A 21,283-nucleotide genomic window follows, 5' to 3' on the forward strand; every position below is an offset into this window, starting at 1 on the left:
ATTGAACATGACATTTCGTGCACCGCTTGAAGATTTCCAATTTGTGTTTAAACACTTGTCGGGCTTGCCACAACTATTGGCCTTGCCGGTTTTTGCTGAAGCGCAGTTCGATTTGATCGATGCGGTCTTAGAGGAAAACGCAAAATTTACTGAGGAGGTTGTCGCGCCGACCAATCGAATTGGTGATTGCCAACCGCCGGTTTGTCAGAACGGTATCGTAACGATGCCGGTTTCATTTAAGCAAGCGTTCGAGCACTTCACGCAAGGCGGGTGGCAAGGTCTACGTCATCCGCAGCAGTGGGGCGGACAGGGCTTACCTAGGGCACTTGCCACGGCGACAACTGAAAATCTGTACGCTGCGAATGTTGCTTTTTCATTATGTCCAATGTTGACGGACGGTGTGATTGAAGCGCTACTGTTATCAGGAACCGACGCTCAGAAGCAAACCTATATCGAGCCTCTCGTTGCGGGTAAGTGGACGGGCACGATGAATCTAACGGAATCACAAGCCGGCTCGGATCTATCAATGGTGACGACGCGTGCGCAACCCCAGTCCGATGGTACATACCGTTTGTTTGGTCAAAAAATATACATTACGTATGGTGAGCACGATCTGGCCGAGAATATCATTCACTTGGTGCTGGCACGCACAGCGGATGCACCTCCTGGAGTAAAGGGCTTGTCGTTGTTTGTTGTGCCGAAATATCTTGTCAATGCAGACGGATCGCTTGGTCAACGCAACGATGTCTGGTGTGCTTCCCTTGAACACAAGCTTGGTATTCACAGCAGCCCGACCGCCGTATTGTTGTTTGGCGATCAAAAAGGGGAGGTCGGTGCTGGTGCGATTGGCACGCTCGTTGGCCAAGAAAATCGCGGACTCGAGTATATGTTCATCATGATGAATGCTGCGCGCTTTGCGGTTGGCGTCCAAGGCATCGGTGTTAGTGAAGCTGCTACGCAGAAGGCGCTCGCCTATGCACGGGACCGGGTGCAGAGCCGGGCGATTGAAGGCTCTGCAGCGCCTGTGGCAATTGTACAGCACCCGGATGTGCAGAGAATGTTGTCTACGATGCGTGCGCTCACGCAAGCCGCACGCGCGATCGCTTGTGCAGCGGCTGTCGCGGATGACCTCAGTGTGGAGCATCCTGATGCGCAGGTACGGCAAACGAATAAAGCCCTCTATGACTATCTTGTACCGGTGGTAAAAGGTTTTTCGACAGAGTGTTCGCTTGAGGTCAGTTCGCTGGGTGTTCAAGTGCATGGTGGCATGGGCTTTATTGAAGAGACCGGGGCCGCGCAGTTTTACCGGGATGCACGGATCTTGACTATTTATGAAGGGACCACCGCGATTCAGTCTAATGATTTAGTGGGACGCAAGACTTTACGTGACGGCGGTGCCGTAGCGCTTTCGTTGATTGCAGAGATACGCCACGTCATTGAGCAGGTGGGCCGTACCGCTGCTGGAGCTGCGCCAACCCAGCGCGCAGGATTCAAGCTTATTGCCGAGCAGTTGTCTGTTGCGGTGGATGCCTATGCGCGTGCAGTTCAGTATGTACTTGATCAGGCAAAAGACAATATTCGTGCAGTCTATGCAGGAAGTGTTCCTTACCTGATGCTGACGGGCTATGTTCTGGGTGGGTGGCACTTGGCACGTGCGGCACTCGTGTGCGCTGATGCTCAGGGTAATGCGGTAGACGAGGGGTTTGCTCGCGATAAGTTTGCAACGGCTGTATTTTATGCAGGGACAATATTGCCGCGCGTCCAAGCCTTGAGTTCTGCAATGCTGCAGGGAGCGACGTTGGACGATGTCTTAAGTCGTTCGGCCCTGCAGCAATAACGCGGTCTGATGCTTAAGGCAGAATTGCGTCCAGACTTGTGTTGACTTCGATCAGGATCGGGCTGCGTTGCCCCAACGCAGCCTGAATCGCGGCATCAATCTCGTCTTTGCGTGTGATCCGGACCGACTGCATGCCAAAGCTCTTGGCTAGATCATGAAAGTCAGGGTTGAACAGCGACGTGCCACTGACGCGACCTGGGTAGCTTCGCTCTTGATGCAGGCGGATGGAACCGTAGCTTGCATTGTTCGACACAATAAAGATGATGGGTAGTTTGCGCTCAACGGCGAGAATCATCTCGTTGCCTGTCATTAAGAAACCACCATCACCCACCATACAAATCGTGGTGCGTGTGGGCTCGCGCAGCGCACAAGCCAGTGCTGCGGGTGTGCCGTAGCCCATTGCGCCTGCCAAGGGCGCCATCAAGCGTTGTCCTGCTTTAAAAGTGAAATGTCGGTACACCGGCGCGGCAAAGGTGCCAGCATCAAGACAAATCGTTGTGTCTACCGGAGCGCGATCCATCACCGCATGGACCACTTCAGTGAAGTTGACGCCTTGTTTTGCCTCGCGGTTGGGCCAGGCAGCCCACTTCTGTGCATGTTGACGTAATGCGGATAGCCATTCTTGGCGCGCCGCATCTGGCTTGGGTGCCTTGGCCTTGCTGAGTTCCGAAACAAAGCCGACTGGATCGCAGACCAATGGGAAGTCGGCAACCGTATCCCAGTTGATGATGCGCGAGTCGGGATAGCAATGCAGCAGTGTTTGAGGCGCTTGGGCATAGCGGGGGAAGGTAAAGTTTTGTGTGGTGATATCACCCAAACGTGTACCCAACGCCAGGATAAAGTCGCTTTGTTGTAACGTCGCCATCTGTGCTGCAGGGTTGGACAGACCCAGGTCGCCGACATACAGGGGGTCGTCATTCGCGAAGATGTCGTGTCGTCTGAACGACACCATGGTGGGGAGTTGCCAGTGGTGGATAAAGGCACTCAAGGCTTCACGACCACCGGGACAATCAAACGATCCACCCACAATCGCGAGAGGGTGTTTGGCTTGACTCAAACGCGTGGTGATCTCTGCCATCGTCGCGGCATCGGGTAGCCCAAACACCTGAGCGTGGTTGCGTAAAGCTGGTTTTTCAACAGCTTGTTGTTGAATATCTTCTGGTATCACGAGAACCACTGGACCCGGTACACCAGAGGTGGCCATCCTGATCGCCTTGAAAGCAGCCTCACCAAGTTGCTCGGGCGTTTGACACTCAAACACCCATTTTGCGATTGAGCCGAACATTTTTTGATAATCGATTTCTTGGAAGGCTTCGCGGCGTAAGTCGCGTGCGGCGATTTGTCCAACAATCAGAATCATAGGCACGGCGTCTTGTTGTGCCGTATGCACAGCAATAGTCGCGTTGGAGGCACCGGGTCCACGGCTGACGAGCGCAACACCCGGTTTGCGCGTGAGTCGGCCGTCTGCAACCGCCATGTAGCCGGCACCGCCCTCATGACGACAGGTCACGACATCGATTTGCGGGAAATCAACAAGGGCATCTAATAGGCCCAGGTAGCTTTCGCCGGGGACTAAAAAAATGCGATCCATACCGTGGTCGGAAAATACTTGGAAGAGGGCGTGACTCGAAGTAAATGTGCTCATGAGGAATCTAAGATTTAATTAGTTTTGATTATTAGGAAATGAGAAGTCTCAGCAGAAAAATAGCATAGCTTGTTGCAAAAACTCTGCAAATACAAAAACTGTATTTGCCAACAGTACTGTTTATGTGTACAGTGCTGTTTAAGCGTACAGCAAGCGTATTTAATTACTTCATTCAGGAGCCCCACCATGACTCGCGAAGTTCGCCACAATTACTCCCCAAGCTTTGTCGCTGCACATAGCACCGCACCCAGTCTAAAAAGCAAGGTCGCTGATGTTTTGCTCCTCGCCTTCTGGGCCGCAATGATCCCCGGTTTCATGTGGGTTGGAAGCGCTGCTGGGTTCTAAACTGCTGGGTTCTAAACTGCGGCGCGCCGTGCACGTCCCCGAACTCAACTCGAGGCCAGCAATACGACCCCCGCGGCAATACTACAGCAACCAAGTAGGCGTCCCCAGCCAACTGGTTCACGCAGTAAGTACAGGCCTGCTAAAGTGACAAGCAGCATAGACATTTCTCTGGCTGGTGCCACCAAACTGACTGGTGCACCATCACGCAGAGCGTACAAAACCAAGATATAGCCTAAGGGGGAAAGCACCCCGATCGCCCATGCGAGGTGCCAGTGCCCTCGCATCGCTTCCCAGGCTTTGATGGGATGACGGGCAGTATGGGGCAGCATAATTAAAGTGCGCGAGGCTGAGGTTGCCCAATCAAATAAAACGGGTGCGATGGCTAAGGTTTTGACGCCGTACGCATCCACTAGGGTATACGCCGCTATAAAGAGCCCGACCAGGAAACCCCAGCGTACTCCGACCATAGCCGCGGGTTGCATCAGTCTCCTTATTTGTCCTTGCGTCGCGATCAGCATCACGCCGAGGACGACGCAGAGCATGCCTCCCACACCCGCAACGCTCGCCGGCTCATGCATGAAAAGCAGGGCGCCAATCGTCGATAAGAAGGGCCCAGTGCCCCGGGCGATTGGGTACACGACTGACAAATCTGCGAGTTGGTAGCCTCGCTGCAGACAAAGGCTATAGGCCAAATGCAGGATTCCTGACAGCACAATGCATCCAGCGATCAGCCAGCTCCACTCGTTTTGCTCAAATATCAGGATCCAGATGACCCAGGGTGCATAAACGATTGTGCAGCACAGGCCATAGGCGAAGACAAATGGAGACCCCACGTGTGCAGCACGCTTGGCCAAGAGGTTCCAGGAGGCGTGTGCAATCGCCGCAGCGATCACTAACAATAGGGTCGAGGTGGTCATGCAGAGTGTTTTTTAATATTTGATGAGTCGGATGGTAGATTAGCTTGGATTGACTCTGCTTGCTCTAGGTGGTCAGAAATGGGCATAAATCTAAAATATGTTGTAGAATCAATGGCTTTGTTAATGCATCCTCTGCCCGGTCGCTGTACCTGAATGGGTCAGGTCACACACAATATCGATCAAAATAAGATCAACCGAGAGCATGATGATATGGAGTTCAAATGAACCTAATCGCTATTCTTGAGCAAGAAGAAATTGCTCGCCTAACTGGCGGCAAACCCCATCCAGAATTCGCACCCGGTGACACTGTCATTGTGAGCGTTAACGTTGTTGAAGGCACACGTAAGCGTGCACAGGCTTTCGAAGGCGTCGTCATTGCACGTCGTAATCGTGGCTTGAATTCGGCTTTCACTGTTCGCAAAATTTCTTCAGGCGAAGCAGTCGAGCGTACCTTCCAACTGTATTCACCTCAGATCGCAAGCATCGAAGTTAAGCGTCGTGGCGATGTACGTCGCGCTAAGCTCTACTACCTGCGTGATCGTTCCGGCAAGTCGGCTCGTATTAAAGAGAAGCTTGTTCGTAAAACTGTTGCAGCCTAATACTGCGACACAAATTAAAAAGCACCTTCGGGTGCTTTTTAATTTTGCAGTCTTACCCTTACGCTTTCTAGGCGCTTATGGCCGCTGATAAACCTGACGCAGTACGTCCACGACGCGCACCTGTGCGCCCGTCGTTTGATCCGATGACGCAGCCTTGGGTCCCATCCGTATTGCCGTTTGGCCCTGTACCTGAAAAATTTCTCACCCCGAGTTGGCTCAAACAGGTATTGGCTGGCTCTATCCAGCGTCCTTTGAATATTCCCGACGAGTCTTTACGCAGAGCACCAGGCCGTGAGGGTACGCCCGTTGAGGCGGCTGTGCTTGTGCCTATTGTGATGCGTCCGGAGGGTTTGACGGTCTTGCTCACGCAGCGCACCGCACATTTAAATGACCATGCAGGGCAAATCAGTTTCCCCGGTGGGCGCGTCGAAGCCAGTGATGTCGATGTACGTGCAACCGCTCTACGTGAGACAGAGGAAGAGACGGGCCTGTCGAGAAGTTTTGTAGAGTGTTTGGGCGGCTTACCACGCTACATCACGGGGACGGGTTTCTCTGTAAGCCCGGTAACGGCGTTGGTGCAACCTGGCTTTACCTTAAGCCCAGATGCATTTGAGGTCGCAGAAGTTTTTGAAGTACCGTTGAGCTTTTTGACCAACACAGCAAATTATCGGTTCCATCAGGTCAAGCTCGCCGATGGTGCGCAACGCCAGTACTACTCTGTGCCATGGAAGCAGTTCTTTATCTGGGGTGCCACGGCGGCGATGCTGTTAGGGATGTGCCAGATCTTATCGGAAGCTGCCTCAGCGCAGGCTTAATTAATCCTACTAATAGCTTTCGTGCGCGGTTTTAGCGTCGAGCAGACGCACGTATAAAGCGTGTCTCGCTGCATCGATATCCCGACGTTCAAGCGCCGCTAATACGCCACAGGCTGGTTCGTGCTGATGCGTACAGTTATAAAATCTGCATTGTGCGACGTGCTCAGCAAACTCAGGAAAACCGCGCTCGATCTCTTCACGACTAAGATGCAGTAGCCCAAATCCTTGGAAACCCGGTGAGTCAATCAGATCTCCTCCTTGGTCAGGCAAGTGGTAGAGCCGAGTGCTTGTGGTTGTGTGTTTGCCTGCTCCGAGTGCAACAGAGTGTGTTTGAGTTGCTGCCAACGCAAGCGGCACAAGCGTATTGAGAAGCGTTGATTTTCCCATCGCGCTTTGCCCAAGTAGTAGCGAGGTTTTGCCCTTGAGAATTGGCAGCAAGACTTCGTTTACGCTCTCGATATCCCGCGCACATAACTCAAGTACTTGCACCCCAAGTTTACGAAAGGGGGCGAGTTTTAATTGTGCTGCAGGCAACCCTTCGGTCAGATCCACTTTATTAAGCAGAATGATCGGGGTGATGTCGGCCGACCAGGCGCCGGCAAGAGCGCGACCAAGGAGATCATCTGAAAAAGCTGGCTCCACTGCGATCACAATGAGCAGCTGATCAACATTTGCTGCAAACTGCTTGCTTCGAGATTCATCCGAGCGAAACAAAAGGTTTTTGCGAGGCTGGATAGATTCCAGCGCGCCTTCTTCCTGCCCTTGACGGGTGATTTCCACATAGTCACCCACAGCGGCTTCATTTTTTTTACCGCGCGGGTAGCATTTCAGTAGTGTTTGATCAGAAAGCTCTACGGTGTAGTGTCGCCCGTGCGCGGCAATGACTCGGCCCTGTGTCTGTTGGCTCATGCGGCGGTCAGTTGCCGAATCCGAATTGCGGCGGGTGGATGACTATCGTAAAAAGCAGAATGCACTGGGTCTGGGGTGAGCGTCGATGCGTTGTCATCCATTAGCTTGACGAGTGCATTAATAAGTTCGTCTGCGGAGCTTTGGTCTCTGGCAAAACGGTCTGCTTCAAACTCATCGCGCCTTGATAGCCAACTTTTTAAGGGTGTTAACCCAAAGGTGAAGATGGGTACGACAAGAAAAAATAACAGTAAGGCCATGGCATCATTTCGTGTGCCCATTTGGGGAATCACCCCCAGGTCTGTATAAAACCAACTCTGTGTGGCGAGCCAACCTAATAGTGCGAAGAAAATAAGTGATCCGATAAACATCGTGATCATGCGCTTCAGAATGTGCCGATGCTTGAAGTGACCTAGTTCATGAGCTAGCACGGCGATAATTTCATTAGGCGTTAGGCGTGCGAGCAAGGTGTCAAAAAAAACAATTCTGCGTGCACGACCAAATCCAGTGAAGTAAGCGTTACCGTGTGCCGAGCGCTTGGAACCATCCATCACAAATAGACCGCTGAGTGTGAACCCACAACGACCAGCGAGCTCTTGAATGCGTTGCGCCAGCGCAGCATCCTCTAGCGGCGTAAATTTATTGAAGACGGGGGCGATCCAGGTTGGGTAAATAAAAGCCAGTAATAGCGAGAAAGCGGACCAAAGTGCCCACGCCCAAAGCCACCAAAGGTTGCCGGCTTCCGACATGAGCCATAACACTGCAGCAATCAGTGGGATACCTAACAGAGCACCGACGAGCGTCTCTTTGATCGTATCGCTAACGAACATTTTTAGCGTCATGCGATTAAAACCAAAGTGGGCCTCAAGTTTGAATTGTCTGTAAAGCGTAAAGGGGATGCCCAGTACGCCCAAGAACAAGAACACGCTCAGCACTAAGAGTACTTGCCTCAGCAATGCGTGAGAGGTGACGCTGCTTGTGAGCGTGTCGAGGTACTGCAGCCCACCCAATAAGGTCAAGCCGATCAGTACAGCAGCATCAAAAAGCATTTCCAACATTCTTAGCCGTACTTTGGCAACGGTGTAGTCTGCTGCGCGCTGATGACTCGGGAGCCCGATTTTTGCAGCGAACTCTTTTGGTACGACATCGCGGTGGGCTAAGACATGTCGGATCTGCCGGGTTGACAGCCAAATTCGGACGCCGAGCATGACAAGTAACAGCACAACAAAAAGAATAGTGAGCATAGGACCTAACTGCCTTTAGACGGCATGTGAGAAAATCGTGTTTTAACCGGATGATTATATGACTAAGACTTCCTCGAAAACCGCAATTCCATCAGCTGTTAAGACCGTACCGAATGAATTTCGTTTGGTGTGGCTTGACATGGAAATGACGGGGCTCGACCCTGAGCGGGAGCGCATCATTGAGGTGGCGGTCGTCGTCACTGAGCCAGATCTAACGGTAGTGGCCGAAGGTCCTGTTCTCGTCATTCATCAGCCAGATAGCTTGTTGGACGCCATGGATAGCTGGAACCGTTCGACCCACAGTAAAAGCGGGTTGACAGCGAAGGTTAAGGCGTCAGCCATGACCGAAGAGCAGGCGCAGGAGGAGTTAATTACCTTTTTGTCGCAGTACGTGCCTGCCGGCAAGTCGCCACTCTGTGGCAACACGGTCAGTCAGGATCGCCGTTTCATGTTCAAGTACATGCCCAAACTCGAGCAATTCTTTCACTACCGAACGGTTGATGTGAGTACGCTCAAAGAACTTGCCCGGCGTTGGAAGCCAGAACTATTAAAAGGCTTTGAAAAACGTAGTAAGCACGAAGCACTGGCTGATATCTACGAGTCGATTGATGAGCTCAAATACTACCGCGAAGTGTTTATCAAACTTTAACGGTTGGGTATTTGTTTCGGATAATGTAGCGATACCAGCTATGTAAAAGAATGGCTGAGGTGCTCAAGCCTACCGTGGCCATGAGCCACATGCTGCCCGCACCAACGGGTGATCCAGCTAAAAGCTGATTGCGTAGTGGTTCGATTAAACCTTTGCCTGGTCCAAACCCAAGCCACCAGCCTCCTAGTAGGCCAATCGCCATCAGAGCCACAATTTGCAATAGCAGCGGAACGACAGCAACCTTGTGTGCGCGCAACAGATAACTGTTGATGCATTGCATTGCGTCAACAACATGAAAGAATGGCAGGAGAGCGAGCAGGGATAACGCAACGGCGGCGACAGCAAGATCGCTTGTATAAGTGGCTACGATGAAGTCTCGGCCAAAATACAAAAAACAAGCTGTGATCAACGCTCCAAAGAGACCGACTACCAAACCCATCATGCTTGTCCGATGTGCCTGCTGTATTTGACCGGCGCCGATTGCTTGCGCGGTGAGGGCGGCCGTCGCCACGCCAATGGACATTGGCATCATGTAGGCGAGTGCAGCCAGGTTAGCTGTGATCTGATGCCCGCCGATGACCGCGTTTCCTTCCTGCGCCACAAGTAAAGACATGAAGGTGAAGGCGCATACCTCAACTAAGTAAGAGCCACCCATCGGTATACCGAGGCGCAAGATGCTCCAGAGTGCTTTCATATCCGGCAAACCGAGCTTGAGCCCAAACTGTTTATAAAACGGCGTGTGATGAATGAACCAAAGGCCGACCCCAAGATTGACCCACATAACAATCGCTGAGGAGATGCCGGCTCCCGTTGCGCCTAGCGCTGGCATGCCCCAATTACCAAAGATGAGCAACCAATTCAAAAATATCTTTAGCACAATGCCGCCTAAGTTGATCGCCATGATCAGTTTTGGGCGAGACACCGCGTTGGCAAGCGCATAGACAGTTCGGAACATTAAAGCCGCAGGTAACGCAAAGGTGAGTGCTTGAAGATAGCTTTTCATGCCAGCGCGCACTGCGGGGTCTACATCCCCTGAGTACGACAGCCAAACATCGGGAAACATCATGACCGCACCACCGACGACCGATAGAACTAGCGAGACCCAAACACCCTGGCCCCAAATCTGTCCAACTTTATCGAGCTCTCCAGCGCCAACGTGTTGTGCCTGGATCGGGATCAAGGCATGCATGACTCCCATTAATCCGACAAAAACGGTGATGTAGATGGAGATGGATAGCGCCATGATCGCGAGATCTACTGAGCCAGCATGGCCCGTCATGGCCGTATCCAGCACACCAAAGGCCATGCTGGCCCACTGACTAACCAAGACAGGCCACGACTGCTTGAAGATTGCTCTCAGAGTTTCTGGAATCGACCGTGGTGCAGTATCTACCACGCTCATTTCACAGGCACGCGTAATAGTCGATAACGGTCGAAGCGGTCGGCGCCGCGCGAACCCATCCAGAGAACGGAGGCATTGTCGCTGTAGCCCGCCAGACCCTCGGCGAGCTTTTTACGCGTTGTCTGCTGTAAGACAAAAGGACATTGCGAGTCGTAGGTTATTTGTATGTTGTCAAAGACATAAAGTGATGCTTGAGGCCCCACGCCCAGTGCTTGTGAGCGTAAGCAAGCTTTTTGACCCGGCACGTTCGAAAGGGCTGTCAGCTTGTCGTTGATTTCAGCGGACATCGGACGGTAGCTGCGTACGTAATCAACGGCGGGCATCCAAAGTAAGACAAGCAAGACCCAGGTGATGGTCACACCACTTGCGCAAAGCATGGAGCCTCGCCACAAAACGCTCGGCTTCCAGCGTAGTCGCCAGATCACGATCGCGATCCAGCAAAGTGTCGCGACAAGCGCTGCGATGACTGACCACCAAGTGATATGGGGCTCGTAACCAGTCGTCAGCCTTGCAATGTTGAGAGATATTTGTTTGGGTATCTTAAAGTGCAGGGCAGTCCAGCCGATCCAGACGCAAAGCACTGTCACCGAAAAACACATCAAAGCGAACCAGTCCAGGGTGTTGATGACACCTCGTCGCATGGTCGGGAGTGCGAACGCCGCCAAGACCGCGAGCGGAGTAGCGAACAACATGTACTCGGGCTCTCCAGAGTTGGTTAGCACGGGCAAGGTGAAAAGCACGCCCAGCACAACCGCAAGCGGCAGCCAGATATGCGGCGCGGTGATCCAGCGGCGCCATTGCCATACGGCAAGACAAGCTAGAGGCCAAATTGGCCACAGGAACCAGGGTAGGTCGCGCAAAGGACGCAATGCGGTTTCATAGTCAGGGATGCCAAAATGCGAAACGTTCCAATGGATCCAGGCTTTAAACCAGTCGGGATGTGCGCGTTGGGTAGGTAGCCACCACAGCATCACGAGTAGGGCTGCGATCACCATCGCACTGACGATCCATTTTCTTCTTGACCACAAGCCGCTGCGGGGATGTAAAGCGATCAGGACTGCAAGCAGCACTGGTACAACCCCTGGCCACGCTCGCGTCAGGAATGAGCCTGCGAGGGCGATCGCCAAACACGCCATACCCATTTTTGGTTTGTCGAGCATGCGAGCTAACGCGTAGAACGCAAAAGCTTGAAAAGCCACGTTCGCAGGGACCACGGAGGTCTCGTGTAAGCGTTGCAAAATACCGATTGTTGCAAGCCACAGCAAGGCGGCTGTGTCAGCGAGCAGTCGCCCATAGTCTTTGACGGTGGGCTCCCCGCCAAAAGGTAAAGGCAGGGGTTGTGCCTCGGTCCGGCGCCCGAGCAGATAGGTTCCGTACCAAATGGAAATCATTGTCATACCGAACCATAGGACGTTGACAATGCGTGAGGCGGAGATATCACCTAACCAAGGACCTAAGAGATAAATAGAGAACGCACCCACCCACGTAACGAGTGGCCCATCTTGGGGTAATTCGAGCGTACCGATGTGGGGAATCAGCCAGCCAGCGCCGTCGCCACGTAGGGCGGAGAGCATGGTGGCAAGGTTCAATACATCGTCGGTTTTCCAGGGGTCGCGACCAAAGAGCCCCGCAATGATGTATGCGGCTGCTAGGGCGAACAGCACCAACCTCGGCAACTTTAGTGTTGCCGGGGCGGTCATTCGTGCGGGGGTAGACTGGCTCAGTGGCGACACGTTTGGAGAATAACCTGTACTAAAACAACGAGACAGCGATAAAAAAAGGCAGCCAGTGGCTGCCTCGGCTCATGTGAGATGATCTTGAACGATCAAATCAGGCAGAGGCCTTCTTGGTGCCGCTGGTACGTGCAAAGCGGGCACGGAATTTCTCGACACGGCCCGTTTCGACGATACGTGTTTGTGCACCCGTGTAGAACGGATGTGACTCGGAAGTCACGTCGCACTTAAAAAGAGGGTAGGTCTTACCATCGATTTCCGTAGTTTCACGGCTGTTCAGTGTCGAGCGAGTGACAAATTTATTGCCAGTCTGCAGGTCGACGAACACAACGTCGCGATATTCTGGGTGGATGCCATCTTTCATTGGAAGTCCTTAGGTTTAGGCGGGTCGCCAGCCAAGGTTTTTGGCCACGTATCCTGAGTCAAGCCCACAATTCTACAGGGGATGGGGAAGTTTTGCAACGCGACAATGCTATTCTTCGCGTAGGCAATCGGTAAAAAATGTCTTTTTAAACAAAGCCTTGGGAGAGTGTGTTGTCTGTAAGGTATGAAATCCCCACTATTTCTGAAAGTGGCGGTGTCCGATACCTTCACTTTGGTACGGAGTGGGTGCAGGGCGCAATGTGGGTAGATCGCCCAGCCGAGTTTGTACTGGAGTACACCGCGCAAATGATGGCGTGGCTCGTGTTTCTTGAGCCCGCTAGGCAGCAGACCCTGGGTCTCTTTGGTCTAGGCGCCGGTTCTATGGTGCGATTCTGCCTCAAGCACACCTCTCATCCGCTGAGGGTGGTCGAGCACAATCCCTTAGTGACCTCGGCTTGCGAGATGTACTTCAAGCTTCCTCGACCCTCCCGCCTAGTGATTGAGCACCAAGATGCGGGGACGTGGGTCGAGTCAAGCAGAAACTGGGGCCTTTGTAGCGCCCTAATGGTCGATATTTACGATGGCCAGGCGCAAGGGCCCGTGCGTGATTCCTTGGGGTTCTATAAAGGCTGCCATGCGTCATTGGCCGATATTGGTGTCATGAGCGTGAATTTGTTCGGAGCGCATGCAAGCTTTGCGCGCAATATTCGCAATATCAGCCAAGCTTTCGATGGGCGTATTTTGACGCTTCCTCAAATTGATGCGGGCAATCAAGTGGTGTTAGCCTTCAAAGGCCCGCCCATAGAGGTAGGTGTTGAGCAGCTCTTAGCACGCGCTGAGGTTGTCGAGTCGAAGTATGGGTTGCCAGCCAGAAAATGGGTGCGCTCGATGATGGGGCGACTGCACCAAGGTTTGTTGACGATTTGAATGAAAATGAACTTGATTTTTTTTAGCCGCTGCGTGACCACTCTATTGCTTTATTTGGGCGTGGGTTTTTTACCGTTAGCGGCCTTTGCCCAAACGAAGTCCTTGGTGATTCTGACACTCGAAGAGAGTGAAGACACCGATCAGATGCGCGCCAGCATCCGGGAGGTGCTCAGGGCGGCTGGGCTACAGGAGGGGCGTCAGTACAAAGTACAAAGCGCAGACGCGCAAGGCAGCCCTGAAACAGCCTCGAAACAGGCGTTAGAGCTTATGCGTGGCAAGCCCGATGTCATTTTGGCTTTGTCGCAGCCCAGTGCACAAGCGGCCGCGGCACACACAACCACGATGCCGATTGTTTTTGTTGGTGTCACGGATCCTGTTGAGGCGGGGCTAGTGCCGAGCTGGGGGCCGTCAGGAACCAATATCACTGGCATCTCAGATGTGCTGCCTCTAAGCAGAAGGGTGACCCTGATCCGACAAATCGTACCCGCGGCTAAACGGGTGGGTGTGATTTACAACGCCACCGATGCAAGCTCGCTGGCTCAAGTGCGTGAGTTCCAAACGCTACTTGGTGAGGCGGGTCTGGTGATGGTCGAGGCCACTGCAACACGACCCATTGATGTGGCCTCAGCCGCACGCAGCATGGTGGGTAAAGTCGACTTGATTTATACGCTGCAGGATGCGACGGTGCTTAAGGCATATGCACAACTTGTCGTGACTGCAAATCAGACACGCTTGCCCTTGCTCGCTTCAGACGTGGCACATGTCAGGCAGGGCGCTGTCGCTGCGATGGACATCACGGGGCGGGACTTGGGCTTAGCGGCCGGTCGGATTACTTTGAGGGTGCTGCGTGGCGTCAAGCCGGGAACGATCCCAATCGAAGTCATGCAAAAGCCTCCCGTTTATCTCAATGCGCAGGCGGCGCAGCGTCAGGGCGTTGTTTTGTCCGATGCCCTATTAAAGAGTGCGAGTCAGGTGTTGAAGTAGGTCTGAGCATGATAATCTGCATGGAAGATTATCGATCCATTCCATTTGGGCGGTCGTAGCGTAAGGAACAAAAGAAACCATGATTGATCTAGGTGTCAATATTGATCACGTCGCAACCTTGCGTCAGCAGCGGCACACCAAATATCCCGATCCCATCGCGGCAGCCTTGCGAGCGGAGGAGGCGGGTGCCGATCTCATTACCTTGCATCTACGCGAGGATCGGCGTCACATTCAGGATGCCGACGTCTTTGCGTTAAGGCCGTTGTTGCGCACCCGAATGAATCTGGAGTGCGCAATCACGCAGGAGATGTTGGAAATCGCTTGTAAGGTTTTGCCCCAGGATGTTTGTCTTGTGCCCGAGAAGCGCACTGAGCTCACGACTGAGGGTGGTCTCGATGTCGTGACGGGACATGTAGCCGTGAAGGCCGCAGTGGACCAATTGCAAGCAGACGGTATCCGTGTTTCGCTTTTTATTGACCCGGACCCTGCCCAAATTCAGGCCGCAGTCGATGTTGGGGCCAGTGTCATTGAACTGCATACTGGTGCCTACGCAGAGGCCTCAAATGCAGCGGTTGTAGCGCACGAGTTATCTCGCCTGCGCAGTGCGATTGCTGTTGCCGTCAAGCTCGGATTACGTGTGAATGCAGGGCATGGATTACATCTTGGAAACGTTGACGCAATCGCTGCAATGCCAGGACTCGCCGAACTGAATATTGGGCATGCGATTGTGGCGCAAGCAGTTTTTGATGGTTGGGAGCCAACCATACGCAATTTCAAGGCTCGTATGGTGCAGGCGTATTTACAAGCGCAACGTGCTGGCGTCGCTTCAGCTGCCGCGCATTAGTTAGGAGCTCTTGTGTCTGCAATTGCGGGTATCGGTACGGACTTGATCAAGATGGCACGCATCGAGCAAGCATGGCTGCGTCACCCTGACCGCTTTCCCAGAAAAATTCTAGGCCTTGAGGAGTTGCGTGTTTTCAACGCGCGCTCCTTACGTGATCGCTCGCGTGGCGTGCGTTATCTGGCCACACGATTTGCTGCTAAGGAGGCTTTTTCTAAAGCAGTTGGCTTAGGCATGCGCAGCCCGATGTGGTGGACACGGATGCAGACACTCAACGCGCCGGGTGGACGACCTGTTGTCGTCTTGGCTGAGCCCTTGGCGAGTTGGTACGCTGAACGTTTTGGTGTAGCTCACGTGTCGTTGACCGACGAGTCTGAATACGGTGCAGCGTACGTCGTCGTTGAATCGCGCGGCAATCCGGACATCTCTGTCTCTTCCCTTTTAGATTGATTTTTTCAAAGGCTAATTTTCCGATGACTTCTACAACGACCCAGCGTACACAAACAACGAGCCTTGGTCCTCTTATGGTCGATGTTCAAGGTTATGTGCTAACCGTTGCTGAGAAAAAGCGTTTGTTAAATCCACTCGTCGGGGGCGTCATCCTTTTTGCTCGTAATTACAAAGATCGGGCACAACTGACAGCATTAACTCGCAGCATCCATGCGCTACGTAGGCCAGCGCTGTTGATCGCGGTGGATCATGAAGGTGGTCGAGTACAGCGTTTTCGTACGGATGGCTTTACGACGTTGCCGAGTATGCGAAAGTTAGGTGAACTCTGGATGGAACAACCGCTTGAAGCGATGCGTAAGGCGACCGATGTGGGTTATGTGTTGGCGTCTGAACTGCGGGCTTGTGGCGTAGATTTAAGTTTCACGCCGGTGCTTGATTTAGATTACGGCGAAAGCACGGTGATTGGCGATCGCTCCTTTCATCGTGATCCCCGTGTCGTTGCGATGCTGGCGAGGGCATTGTCGCAAGGCTTGTCGTTTGCTGGAATGTCGTCGTGTGGAAAACACTTTCCGGGCCATGGCGCAGTTGCAGCGGATTCTCATCATGAAATCCCCCTTGACCACCGTACGCTCAAGCAGATCATGACCGAGGATGCTGCCCCCTATGATTGGCTAGGTGATCAAGTCATCGCCTCTGTCATGCCTGCGCATGTTATTTACAGCAAGGTCGATAGCAAGCCCGCTGGATTTTCTGCCAAATGGATTCAAGAGATTTTGCGCACCAAACTCAAATACGATGGGGTCGTTTTCTCTGATGACCTCACCATGGAAGGTGCTGCCGTTGCCGGCGACATTCATGCCCGCGCGCAAGCAGCGTTGCAGGCGGGCTGTGATATGGCCTTGGTGTGCAACCGCCCTGACTTGGCTGATGAATTGCTTGCTCGACTGCGCTGGAAATCGCCCGCGGTATCTGTCGCACGTATTCAACGCTTGATGTCAGGGTCAGTCGCGCCCGACTGGAAGGGCCTTCAGCGCCTACCCGCCTATCAGCAGGCGCTTGTTTCGGTTCGCGCACTCAATGAGCGAAGCTGAATCTAGCGCCTTCGATATCAAAGCCTATTTGGCGAAACTGCCGCATTTGCCCGGCGTGTATCGCCACATCGATGCGTCTGACGAAGTGCTCTATGTTGGTAAGGCACGTGATTTAAAAAAACGGGTGGCCTCGTATTTTCAAAAGACCCCATCGAGTCCCCGCATTGGTCATATGGTGGCGCGCGTTGTCCGTATTGAAGTTACGGTCACGCGCTCAGAGGCCGAGGCGCTGATCCTTGAAAACAATTTAATCAAGTCGCTTCGTCCGCGCTACAACATTTTATTTCGCGACGATAAGTCGTATCCCTACTTGATGTTGTCGGGGCATGCGTCTCCACGCATCGCGTACTACCGAGGTTCAACACAAAAGAAGGGCCAGTTTTTTGGTCCGTATCCGAATGCGTGGGCAGTTCGCGAGACTATACAAATTCTACAGAAAGTGTTTCGACTTCGTACCTGTGAAGATACGGTTTTTGCAAACCGTTCGCGTCCGTGCTTATTGCATCAAATCGGCCGGTGCTCTGCGCCGTGCGTCAATGAGATCAGCCCCGAGCGCTACAGTCAAGACGCAGAACGTGCTGCGCGGTTTTTAGGCGGTGAGACTCAGGAGATCATGGGTGACATCGAGCAGCGCATGCAAGCGGCGTCTGCGGCGTTAGAGTTTGAACAGGCAGCCATGTTGCGTGATCAGATGGGTGCGCTCGCCAAAGTGTTGCATCAGCAAACCATGGAGGACACCGATCACGGCGACACCGACATCATTGCTATTGTTGCCTCAGGGGGGCGCGTCTGCGTCAATCTCGCGATGGTCCGTGGCGGGCGGCATCTGGGAGATCGGGCTTTTTTCCCGACACACACAGACGGTGATTCGCTGTCCGATGTGCTCGAAGTGTTCATTGCGCAGCACTATATCGACCATCCTTTGCCGGCTACGGTCGTGGGCTCTCATGTTCTGCCTGATCCGGCCTTGATTGATTTGCTTGCCGAGTCGAGAGCGACAAAGTCTCGCTTTTTAAGTCGACCGCAAGGGATGCGGCGGGCCTGGCTCGAGCAGGCACTACGCAACGCGGAAATGGCCTTAGCCAATGCGTTATCGGAATCCGGTGCGCGTAGTGCTCGTACCTTAGCGTTGGCTGAGGCTCTGGATTTGGATACAGATCCGATGGCGCTTGAGGCCCTGCATATCGAATGCTTTGATATTAGTCATACCGCAGGGGAGGCCACACAAGCGTCTTGCGTCGTTTATGCGCATCATGCGATGCAGCCCTCGATGTATAGACGCTATAACATTGCTGGGATCACGCCCGGAGACGATTACGCCGCCATGCGTCAAGTACTGACTCGACGTTTTGGTAAGGTCGCCGATGGCGAGGCGGTGATGCCAGGTTTAGTGCTTATCGACGGCGGCAAAGGGCAGGTCGAGATCGCTCGCCAGGTTTTTGTAGAGCTCGGCCTGGCAATTGAGGTGCTCGTTGGTGTTGCCAAAGGCGATCACCGTAAAGTAGGTCTTGAGACCCTTGTTTTCGCAGATGAGCGAGAGGCGTTAGTGCTCGGTGAAACCTCTGCCGCACTGATGCTAATTGCTCAGATTCGGGACGAGGCCCATCGCTTCGCCATTACGGGCATGCGTGCCAAGCGGGCAAAGGCCCGGAATGTTTCGAGACTTGAGGATATTGATGGGATCGGTGCGAAGCGACGTCAGAGGCTGTTGGCACGTTTTGGTGGATTTAGCGGGGTAGCGAATGCCAGCATTGAGGATCTCGGCTCCGTCGAGGGGATATCCCCCGAATTGGCTGAGCGTATTTACTTTGCACTGCGTTAGTTGGGTTAGCATAGCGCTATGCCTTTTAATCTCCCTATCTTTTTGACTTGGTTGCGTATCGCAATGATCCCGTTGGTGGTGGGATTGTTCTATCTTCCTGAGTCTTGGTTAAGCGTACCCGCGCGCGACACGTGGGCCTGCATCGCGTTCATTGTGGCGGCGCTTACAGACTGGTTCGATGGCTGGTTGGCCAGGCGCTGGAATCAGACCTCGGCCTTTGGTGCATTTTTAGATCCTGTTGCAGATAAATTAATGGTTTCTGCTGCGCTCCTAGCGTTGCTTAACCTTGATCGTATCGATGTGGTGATTGCTCTGGTGATTATCGGGCGTGAAATCACTATTTCTGCCTTACGCGAATGGATGGCTCAATTAGGGGCGAGTGCAAGCGTTGCTGTGCACTGGTTGGGTAAATTTAAAACCGCATCGCAGATGATTGCGATTCCGTGTCTGCTCTACCATCGTGATGTGTTGGGGTTGCCGATCGCGTATATCGGCAAGATCTTGATCATCATTGCTGCTATTTTGACGGTCTGGTCAATGTTGTATTACTTGCGTCGCGCCTGGCCCGTGATTCGGGAAAAAACGCACTAGACCCCTGTTGACAGAAATATCAATCATCACTGCCGCGCACTGCGGTGCAGGCCCGGTTCAGGCATACCCACAGTCGCTCGCCAGGGATTAATGTCTAACCCTCCACGCCGAGTGTAACGGGCATAAACCGATAGCTTTGTTGGCATGCAACGTTGCATGATGTCAGTAAAGATCCGTTCTACACAGTGCTCGTGAAAGCCGCCGTGATCTCGAAATGACACAATGTATTTCAGCAGGCCTCTCAGGTCGATCTGTGGCCCGGTGTAGTCGATTTGTACGCACGCCCAGTCTGGCTGATTAGTGATTGGGCAGTTCGACTTCAGCAGACGAGAGTACACCGATTGCTTGACGACTTCAGTCGATGTGCTGCGCAATAGACTGTCGTCCGGTGTGTAGCAGTCGATCACCACGTCCTGATCGTCCAGACATATTCCGGTGGGTTCGCTAATCCGCTGCTCAGCAAAGTCAGCGCTCTCGATGAGGCTAAGCAGAACAGGGTTCCCGCACACGGCGGACAAGTCCTTGGCTAGTGTCTCTAGGAGTAACTGACTTGAAGAAAATCGTGTCTGATTCAAACTGTTTAAGTACAGCTTGAAGGATTTTGATTCGATGATGTTCGTGCTTAATGCATTGACTTGCACGCGCAGCAAGGCAACCCGGGGCAGCCCATTCGGGGTGAGCCATGAGACCTCATAGGCATTCCATAGGTCCCAGCCAACAAAGGGCAGGCCGTCTTGCGCCACACCCAGGTCGGCGCGACCCGTCTGGCGTGGAATTGGAAATAAGAGTCCAGGGTCGTATTCCGACGGATAGGCAGTTATTTTGCCCAACGCTAGGGCCTCAGTTGGCTTAATCATGAAAAATGCCAGAAAAATAAATTCGATTTTACCCACTTGATCTAGATCAAGGCGTATGCCGCTCAATAGCCCTACGATGCATACACCATGCCGACATCTATTTTTTCTATCAATCGTCCTCTAACTGCCAACGAACTGGCCGCACGAAGAACAGATCTAGTCCGTTTGGGTTTGGCATGGCTCGCCATGATGCAGGTCATGATGTTTGCTTTGCCTGGTTATTTGAGGATTGATGCTGGCCCGAACGATAGTATTGAAGTGCTCGATTGGGCGATCCTGCTAATGAATTGGGCGAGTTTGACGCTTTCGATTCCAGTGGTGCTGTATTCAGCCTGGCCAATTTGGGGAGGTCTGCGCAGAGCCCTAAAGCATCGTCGCGTCACGATGGATGTCCCAGTGTCTATTAGTATTGTGGCGGCTTTTATTCCTAGCGCAATTGCAACGGTGCGGGGTGAAGGGGAAGTGTATTTTGATTCGGTCACGATGTTCGTGGCGTTTCTTCTTACGGCCCGTTATTTTGAGCAGCGCGCCAGACAGTCTCTTCAGACCGGTGTCTTAGGTCGCTCGTTGCGCAGGCTGAGTGAGCCGTTGCGCATACAGTCAGACAGGGTGGCGACTGTGTTCGTACTCACCCAAATGGGTTTTGCCTTTGTGATCGCAGCACTTTGGTGGCTAACTCAACCCGAGCACGCGTTGGATATTCTGGTTGCGTTACTTGTTATGAGTTGCCCTTGCGCATTATCGCTAGCGGTACCGGCTTCTTTAGCCGCGACCCACGTTAGCCTCGCTGCACACCCAGATCTGTCAGAGGAAGAGCGGGCTCAACTTTTCGTACGGACCAGAACTGTTGCAAGACAAAACCTGTATGGCTCGCTCGGATGGCATATCTTGACCATGCCGTTAGCGGCAGTCGGGCTCGTGACGCCCTGGTTGGCGACCTTGCTGATGTTCATCTCTTCGATGGCCGTCATTTTCAATGCGTGGCGACTTTACCGATTACCAGAGCGCATGGTCAAGGCTCAACGTCGTGCGTTTGGCTCTACCGGGGCGACAGCGTAAACAAGACAAGGTGGGATGATGGAAATTCTCTATTTACTGCTTCCTCTGTCGCTGTTTGTAGTCGCGCTCATCGGTGGCGTGTTGTGGTGGGCTGTATTTTCTGGTCAATACGATGACCCTGATGCAGCGAGTTTGTCGATTTTGCGCGACAACGATTCGACTTCAACGCAAACGTCACACCTTTCCTCCTGAGGCTTGATCCAGAT

Annotated in this window: 22 protein-coding genes; 14 read left to right on the forward strand and 8 right to left on the reverse strand. The window is 53.1% G+C overall.

What is annotated here, in order from left to right; all coding sequences use genetic code 11:
- The first annotated feature begins 7 nt into the window (after positions 1-7).
- On the forward strand, positions 8-1,837 hold the full coding sequence (locus tag KZZ10_RS02230; RefSeq protein ID WP_259659876.1) for an acyl-CoA dehydrogenase: 1,830 nt from the start codon (positions 8-10) through the stop codon (positions 1,835-1,837).
- Between the two features lie 13 nt (positions 1,838-1,850).
- On the opposite strand, the gene KZZ10_RS02235 is transcribed toward KZZ10_RS02230, so the two are convergent.
- The gene (locus tag KZZ10_RS02235) at positions 1,851-3,482 is read right to left on the reverse strand and encodes a thiamine pyrophosphate-dependent enzyme (protein WP_259659877.1); all 1,632 of its coding nucleotides are present in this window, start codon (positions 3,480-3,482) and stop codon (positions 1,851-1,853) included.
- 186 nt (positions 3,483-3,668) lie between these two features.
- Here KZZ10_RS02235 and KZZ10_RS02240 point away from each other — a divergent pair, with 186 nt between their 5' ends.
- Positions 3,669-3,827 (forward strand): hypothetical protein, encoded by a 159-nt coding sequence (locus tag KZZ10_RS02240; RefSeq protein WP_259659878.1) that lies wholly within the window; start codon positions 3,669-3,671, stop codon positions 3,825-3,827.
- Between the two features lie 44 nt (positions 3,828-3,871).
- On the opposite strand, the gene KZZ10_RS02245 is transcribed toward KZZ10_RS02240, so the two are convergent.
- Positions 3,872-4,744, reverse strand: coding sequence for an EamA family transporter (locus KZZ10_RS02245; RefSeq protein WP_259659879.1), 873 nt, complete (start codon positions 4,742-4,744; stop codon positions 3,872-3,874).
- A 221-nt stretch (positions 4,745-4,965) separates the two neighbouring features.
- Here KZZ10_RS02245 and rplS point away from each other — a divergent pair, with 221 nt between their 5' ends.
- Positions 4,966-5,343, forward strand: a complete 378-nt coding sequence (rplS, locus tag KZZ10_RS02250; protein ID WP_259659880.1) for a 50S ribosomal protein L19 — start codon at positions 4,966-4,968, stop codon at positions 5,341-5,343.
- Positions 5,344-5,420: 77 nt separating this feature from the next.
- Positions 5,421-6,158: a CoA pyrophosphatase gene (locus KZZ10_RS02255; protein WP_259659881.1), complete on the forward strand. Its 738-nt coding sequence runs from the start codon at positions 5,421-5,423 to the stop codon at positions 6,156-6,158.
- 9 nt (positions 6,159-6,167) lie between these two features.
- Here KZZ10_RS02255 and rsgA read toward each other — a convergent pair whose 3' ends face one another.
- Positions 6,168-7,067 carry a ribosome small subunit-dependent GTPase A gene (gene rsgA, locus KZZ10_RS02260; RefSeq protein ID WP_259659882.1) on the reverse strand — a complete coding sequence of 300 codons (900 nt, stop codon included), beginning with the start codon at positions 7,065-7,067 and terminating at the stop codon, positions 6,168-6,170.
- On the reverse strand, positions 7,064-8,308 hold the full coding sequence (locus KZZ10_RS02265; RefSeq protein ID WP_259659883.1) for a M48 family metallopeptidase: 1,245 nt from the start codon (positions 8,306-8,308) through the stop codon (positions 7,064-7,066). The genes rsgA and KZZ10_RS02265 overlap by 4 nt, the downstream gene beginning before the upstream one ends.
- Positions 8,309-8,366: 58 nt before the next feature.
- On the opposite strand from KZZ10_RS02265, the gene orn reads away from it, so the two are divergent.
- Positions 8,367-8,957: an oligoribonuclease gene (gene orn / locus KZZ10_RS02270; protein ID WP_259659884.1), complete on the forward strand. Its 591-nt coding sequence runs from the start codon at positions 8,367-8,369 to the stop codon at positions 8,955-8,957.
- Here orn and KZZ10_RS02275 read toward each other — a convergent pair.
- The 3 genes from KZZ10_RS02275 to KZZ10_RS02285 all read right to left on the reverse strand — a co-directional run bounded on the left by KZZ10_RS02275 (position 8,947) and on the right by KZZ10_RS02285 (position 12,456).
- Entirely contained in the window at positions 8,947-10,359 is a 1,413-nt protein-coding gene (locus tag KZZ10_RS02275) for an MATE family efflux transporter (protein WP_259659885.1), read from the reverse strand. The two genes, orn and KZZ10_RS02275, sit on opposite strands and share 11 nt — an antisense overlap.
- Positions 10,356-12,092, reverse strand: a complete 1,737-nt coding sequence (locus tag KZZ10_RS02280) for an ArnT family glycosyltransferase (RefSeq protein ID WP_259659886.1) — start codon at positions 12,090-12,092, stop codon at positions 10,356-10,358. Before KZZ10_RS02280 ends, KZZ10_RS02275 begins: the two co-directional genes overlap by 4 nt.
- Before the next feature lie 97 nt (positions 12,093-12,189).
- Positions 12,190-12,456 (reverse strand): type B 50S ribosomal protein L31, encoded by a 267-nt coding sequence (locus tag KZZ10_RS02285; protein ID WP_259659887.1) that lies wholly within the window; start codon positions 12,454-12,456, stop codon positions 12,190-12,192.
- A gap of 170 nt (positions 12,457-12,626) precedes the next feature.
- Here KZZ10_RS02285 and KZZ10_RS02290 point away from each other — a divergent pair, with 170 nt between their 5' ends.
- From KZZ10_RS02290 to pgsA, 7 genes are all read left to right on the forward strand, one after another.
- Complete coding sequence (locus KZZ10_RS02290) at positions 12,627-13,382, forward strand: class I SAM-dependent methyltransferase (protein WP_259659888.1); 756 nt, start codon at positions 12,627-12,629, stop codon at positions 13,380-13,382.
- Positions 13,383-13,388: 6 nt separating this feature from the next.
- On the forward strand, positions 13,389-14,366 hold the full coding sequence (locus KZZ10_RS02295) for an ABC transporter substrate-binding protein (protein ID WP_259659889.1): 978 nt from the start codon (positions 13,389-13,391) through the stop codon (positions 14,364-14,366).
- A 79-nt stretch (positions 14,367-14,445) separates the two neighbouring features.
- Entirely contained in the window at positions 14,446-15,210 is a 765-nt protein-coding gene (locus tag KZZ10_RS02300; RefSeq protein WP_259659890.1) for a pyridoxine 5'-phosphate synthase, read from the forward strand.
- 12 nt (positions 15,211-15,222) lie between these two features.
- Complete coding sequence (gene acpS, locus KZZ10_RS02305; protein ID WP_259659891.1) at positions 15,223-15,657, forward strand: holo-ACP synthase; 435 nt, start codon at positions 15,223-15,225, stop codon at positions 15,655-15,657.
- 23 nt (positions 15,658-15,680) lie between these two features.
- A complete protein-coding gene (nagZ, locus tag KZZ10_RS02310) occupies positions 15,681-16,748 on the forward strand; it encodes a beta-N-acetylhexosaminidase (RefSeq protein WP_259659892.1) in 1,068 nt (355 codons plus the stop codon).
- Positions 16,735-18,570 carry an excinuclease ABC subunit UvrC gene (uvrC, locus tag KZZ10_RS02315; protein ID WP_259659893.1) on the forward strand — a complete coding sequence of 612 codons (1,836 nt, stop codon included), beginning with the start codon at positions 16,735-16,737 and terminating at the stop codon, positions 18,568-18,570. The genes nagZ and uvrC overlap by 14 nt, the downstream gene beginning before the upstream one ends.
- 18 nt (positions 18,571-18,588) lie before the next feature.
- On the forward strand, positions 18,589-19,161 hold the full coding sequence (gene pgsA / locus KZZ10_RS02320; protein ID WP_259659894.1) for a CDP-diacylglycerol--glycerol-3-phosphate 3-phosphatidyltransferase: 573 nt from the start codon (positions 18,589-18,591) through the stop codon (positions 19,159-19,161).
- 26 nt (positions 19,162-19,187) lie between these two features.
- On the opposite strand, the gene queF is transcribed toward pgsA, so the two are convergent.
- The gene (queF, locus tag KZZ10_RS02325; RefSeq protein ID WP_259659895.1) at positions 19,188-20,018 is read right to left on the reverse strand and encodes an NADPH-dependent 7-cyano-7-deazaguanine reductase QueF; all 831 of its coding nucleotides are present in this window, start codon (positions 20,016-20,018) and stop codon (positions 19,188-19,190) included.
- A gap of 87 nt (positions 20,019-20,105) precedes the next feature.
- Between queF and KZZ10_RS02330 the strand changes: the two genes are divergently transcribed.
- Positions 20,106-21,077 carry a P-type ATPase actuator domain-containing protein gene (locus KZZ10_RS02330; protein WP_259659896.1) on the forward strand — a complete coding sequence of 324 codons (972 nt, stop codon included), beginning with the start codon at positions 20,106-20,108 and terminating at the stop codon, positions 21,075-21,077.
- An 18-nt stretch (positions 21,078-21,095) separates the two neighbouring features.
- Complete coding sequence (ccoS, locus tag KZZ10_RS02335) at positions 21,096-21,269, forward strand: cbb3-type cytochrome oxidase assembly protein CcoS (protein WP_259660015.1); 174 nt, start codon at positions 21,096-21,098, stop codon at positions 21,267-21,269.
- Positions 21,270-21,283 lie beyond the last annotated feature (14 nt).

This window comes from Zwartia hollandica (assembly GCF_019923725.1).
Classification (GTDB): domain Bacteria; phylum Pseudomonadota; class Gammaproteobacteria; order Burkholderiales; family Burkholderiaceae_B; genus Zwartia; species Zwartia hollandica.

Excerpts from the sequence above, each read along its gene's own strand:
- nagZ (WP_259659892.1), top strand. The coding sequence starts at position 15,681 with ATGACTTCTACAACGACCCAGCGTACACAAACAACGAGCCTTGGTCCT.
- KZZ10_RS02235 (WP_259659877.1), bottom strand. The coding sequence starts at position 3,482 with ATGAGCACATTTACTTCGAGTCACGCCCTCTTCCAAGTATTTTCCGAC.
- KZZ10_RS02265 (WP_259659883.1), bottom strand. The coding sequence starts at position 8,308 with ATGCTCACTATTCTTTTTGTTGTGCTGTTACTTGTCATGCTCGGCGTC.
- KZZ10_RS02285 (WP_259659887.1), bottom strand. The coding sequence starts at position 12,456 with ATGAAAGATGGCATCCACCCAGAATATCGCGACGTTGTGTTCGTCGAC.
- KZZ10_RS02275 (WP_259659885.1), bottom strand. The coding sequence starts at position 10,359 with ATGAGCGTGGTAGATACTGCACCACGGTCGATTCCAGAAACTCTGAGA.
- KZZ10_RS02230 (WP_259659876.1), top strand. The coding sequence starts at position 8 with ATGACATTTCGTGCACCGCTTGAAGATTTCCAATTTGTGTTTAAACAC.
- KZZ10_RS02330 (WP_259659896.1), top strand. The coding sequence starts at position 20,106 with ATGCCGACATCTATTTTTTCTATCAATCGTCCTCTAACTGCCAACGAA.
- rsgA (WP_259659882.1), bottom strand. The coding sequence starts at position 7,067 with ATGAGCCAACAGACACAGGGCCGAGTCATTGCCGCGCACGGGCGACAC.
- KZZ10_RS02245 (WP_259659879.1), bottom strand. The coding sequence starts at position 4,744 with ATGACCACCTCGACCCTATTGTTAGTGATCGCTGCGGCGATTGCACAC.
- KZZ10_RS02300 (WP_259659890.1), top strand. The coding sequence starts at position 14,446 with ATGATTGATCTAGGTGTCAATATTGATCACGTCGCAACCTTGCGTCAG.
- pgsA (WP_259659894.1), top strand. The coding sequence starts at position 18,589 with ATGCCTTTTAATCTCCCTATCTTTTTGACTTGGTTGCGTATCGCAATG.
- KZZ10_RS02240 (WP_259659878.1), top strand. The coding sequence starts at position 3,669 with ATGACTCGCGAAGTTCGCCACAATTACTCCCCAAGCTTTGTCGCTGCA.
- orn (WP_259659884.1), top strand. The coding sequence starts at position 8,367 with ATGACTAAGACTTCCTCGAAAACCGCAATTCCATCAGCTGTTAAGACC.
- uvrC (WP_259659893.1), top strand. The coding sequence starts at position 16,735 with ATGAGCGAAGCTGAATCTAGCGCCTTCGATATCAAAGCCTATTTGGCG.
- ccoS (WP_259660015.1), top strand. The coding sequence starts at position 21,096 with ATGGAAATTCTCTATTTACTGCTTCCTCTGTCGCTGTTTGTAGTCGCG.
- KZZ10_RS02295 (WP_259659889.1), top strand. The coding sequence starts at position 13,389 with ATGAACTTGATTTTTTTTAGCCGCTGCGTGACCACTCTATTGCTTTAT.
- queF (WP_259659895.1), bottom strand. The coding sequence starts at position 20,018 with ATGATTAAGCCAACTGAGGCCCTAGCGTTGGGCAAAATAACTGCCTAT.
- KZZ10_RS02255 (WP_259659881.1), top strand. The coding sequence starts at position 5,421 with ATGGCCGCTGATAAACCTGACGCAGTACGTCCACGACGCGCACCTGTG.
- rplS (WP_259659880.1), top strand. The coding sequence starts at position 4,966 with ATGAACCTAATCGCTATTCTTGAGCAAGAAGAAATTGCTCGCCTAACT.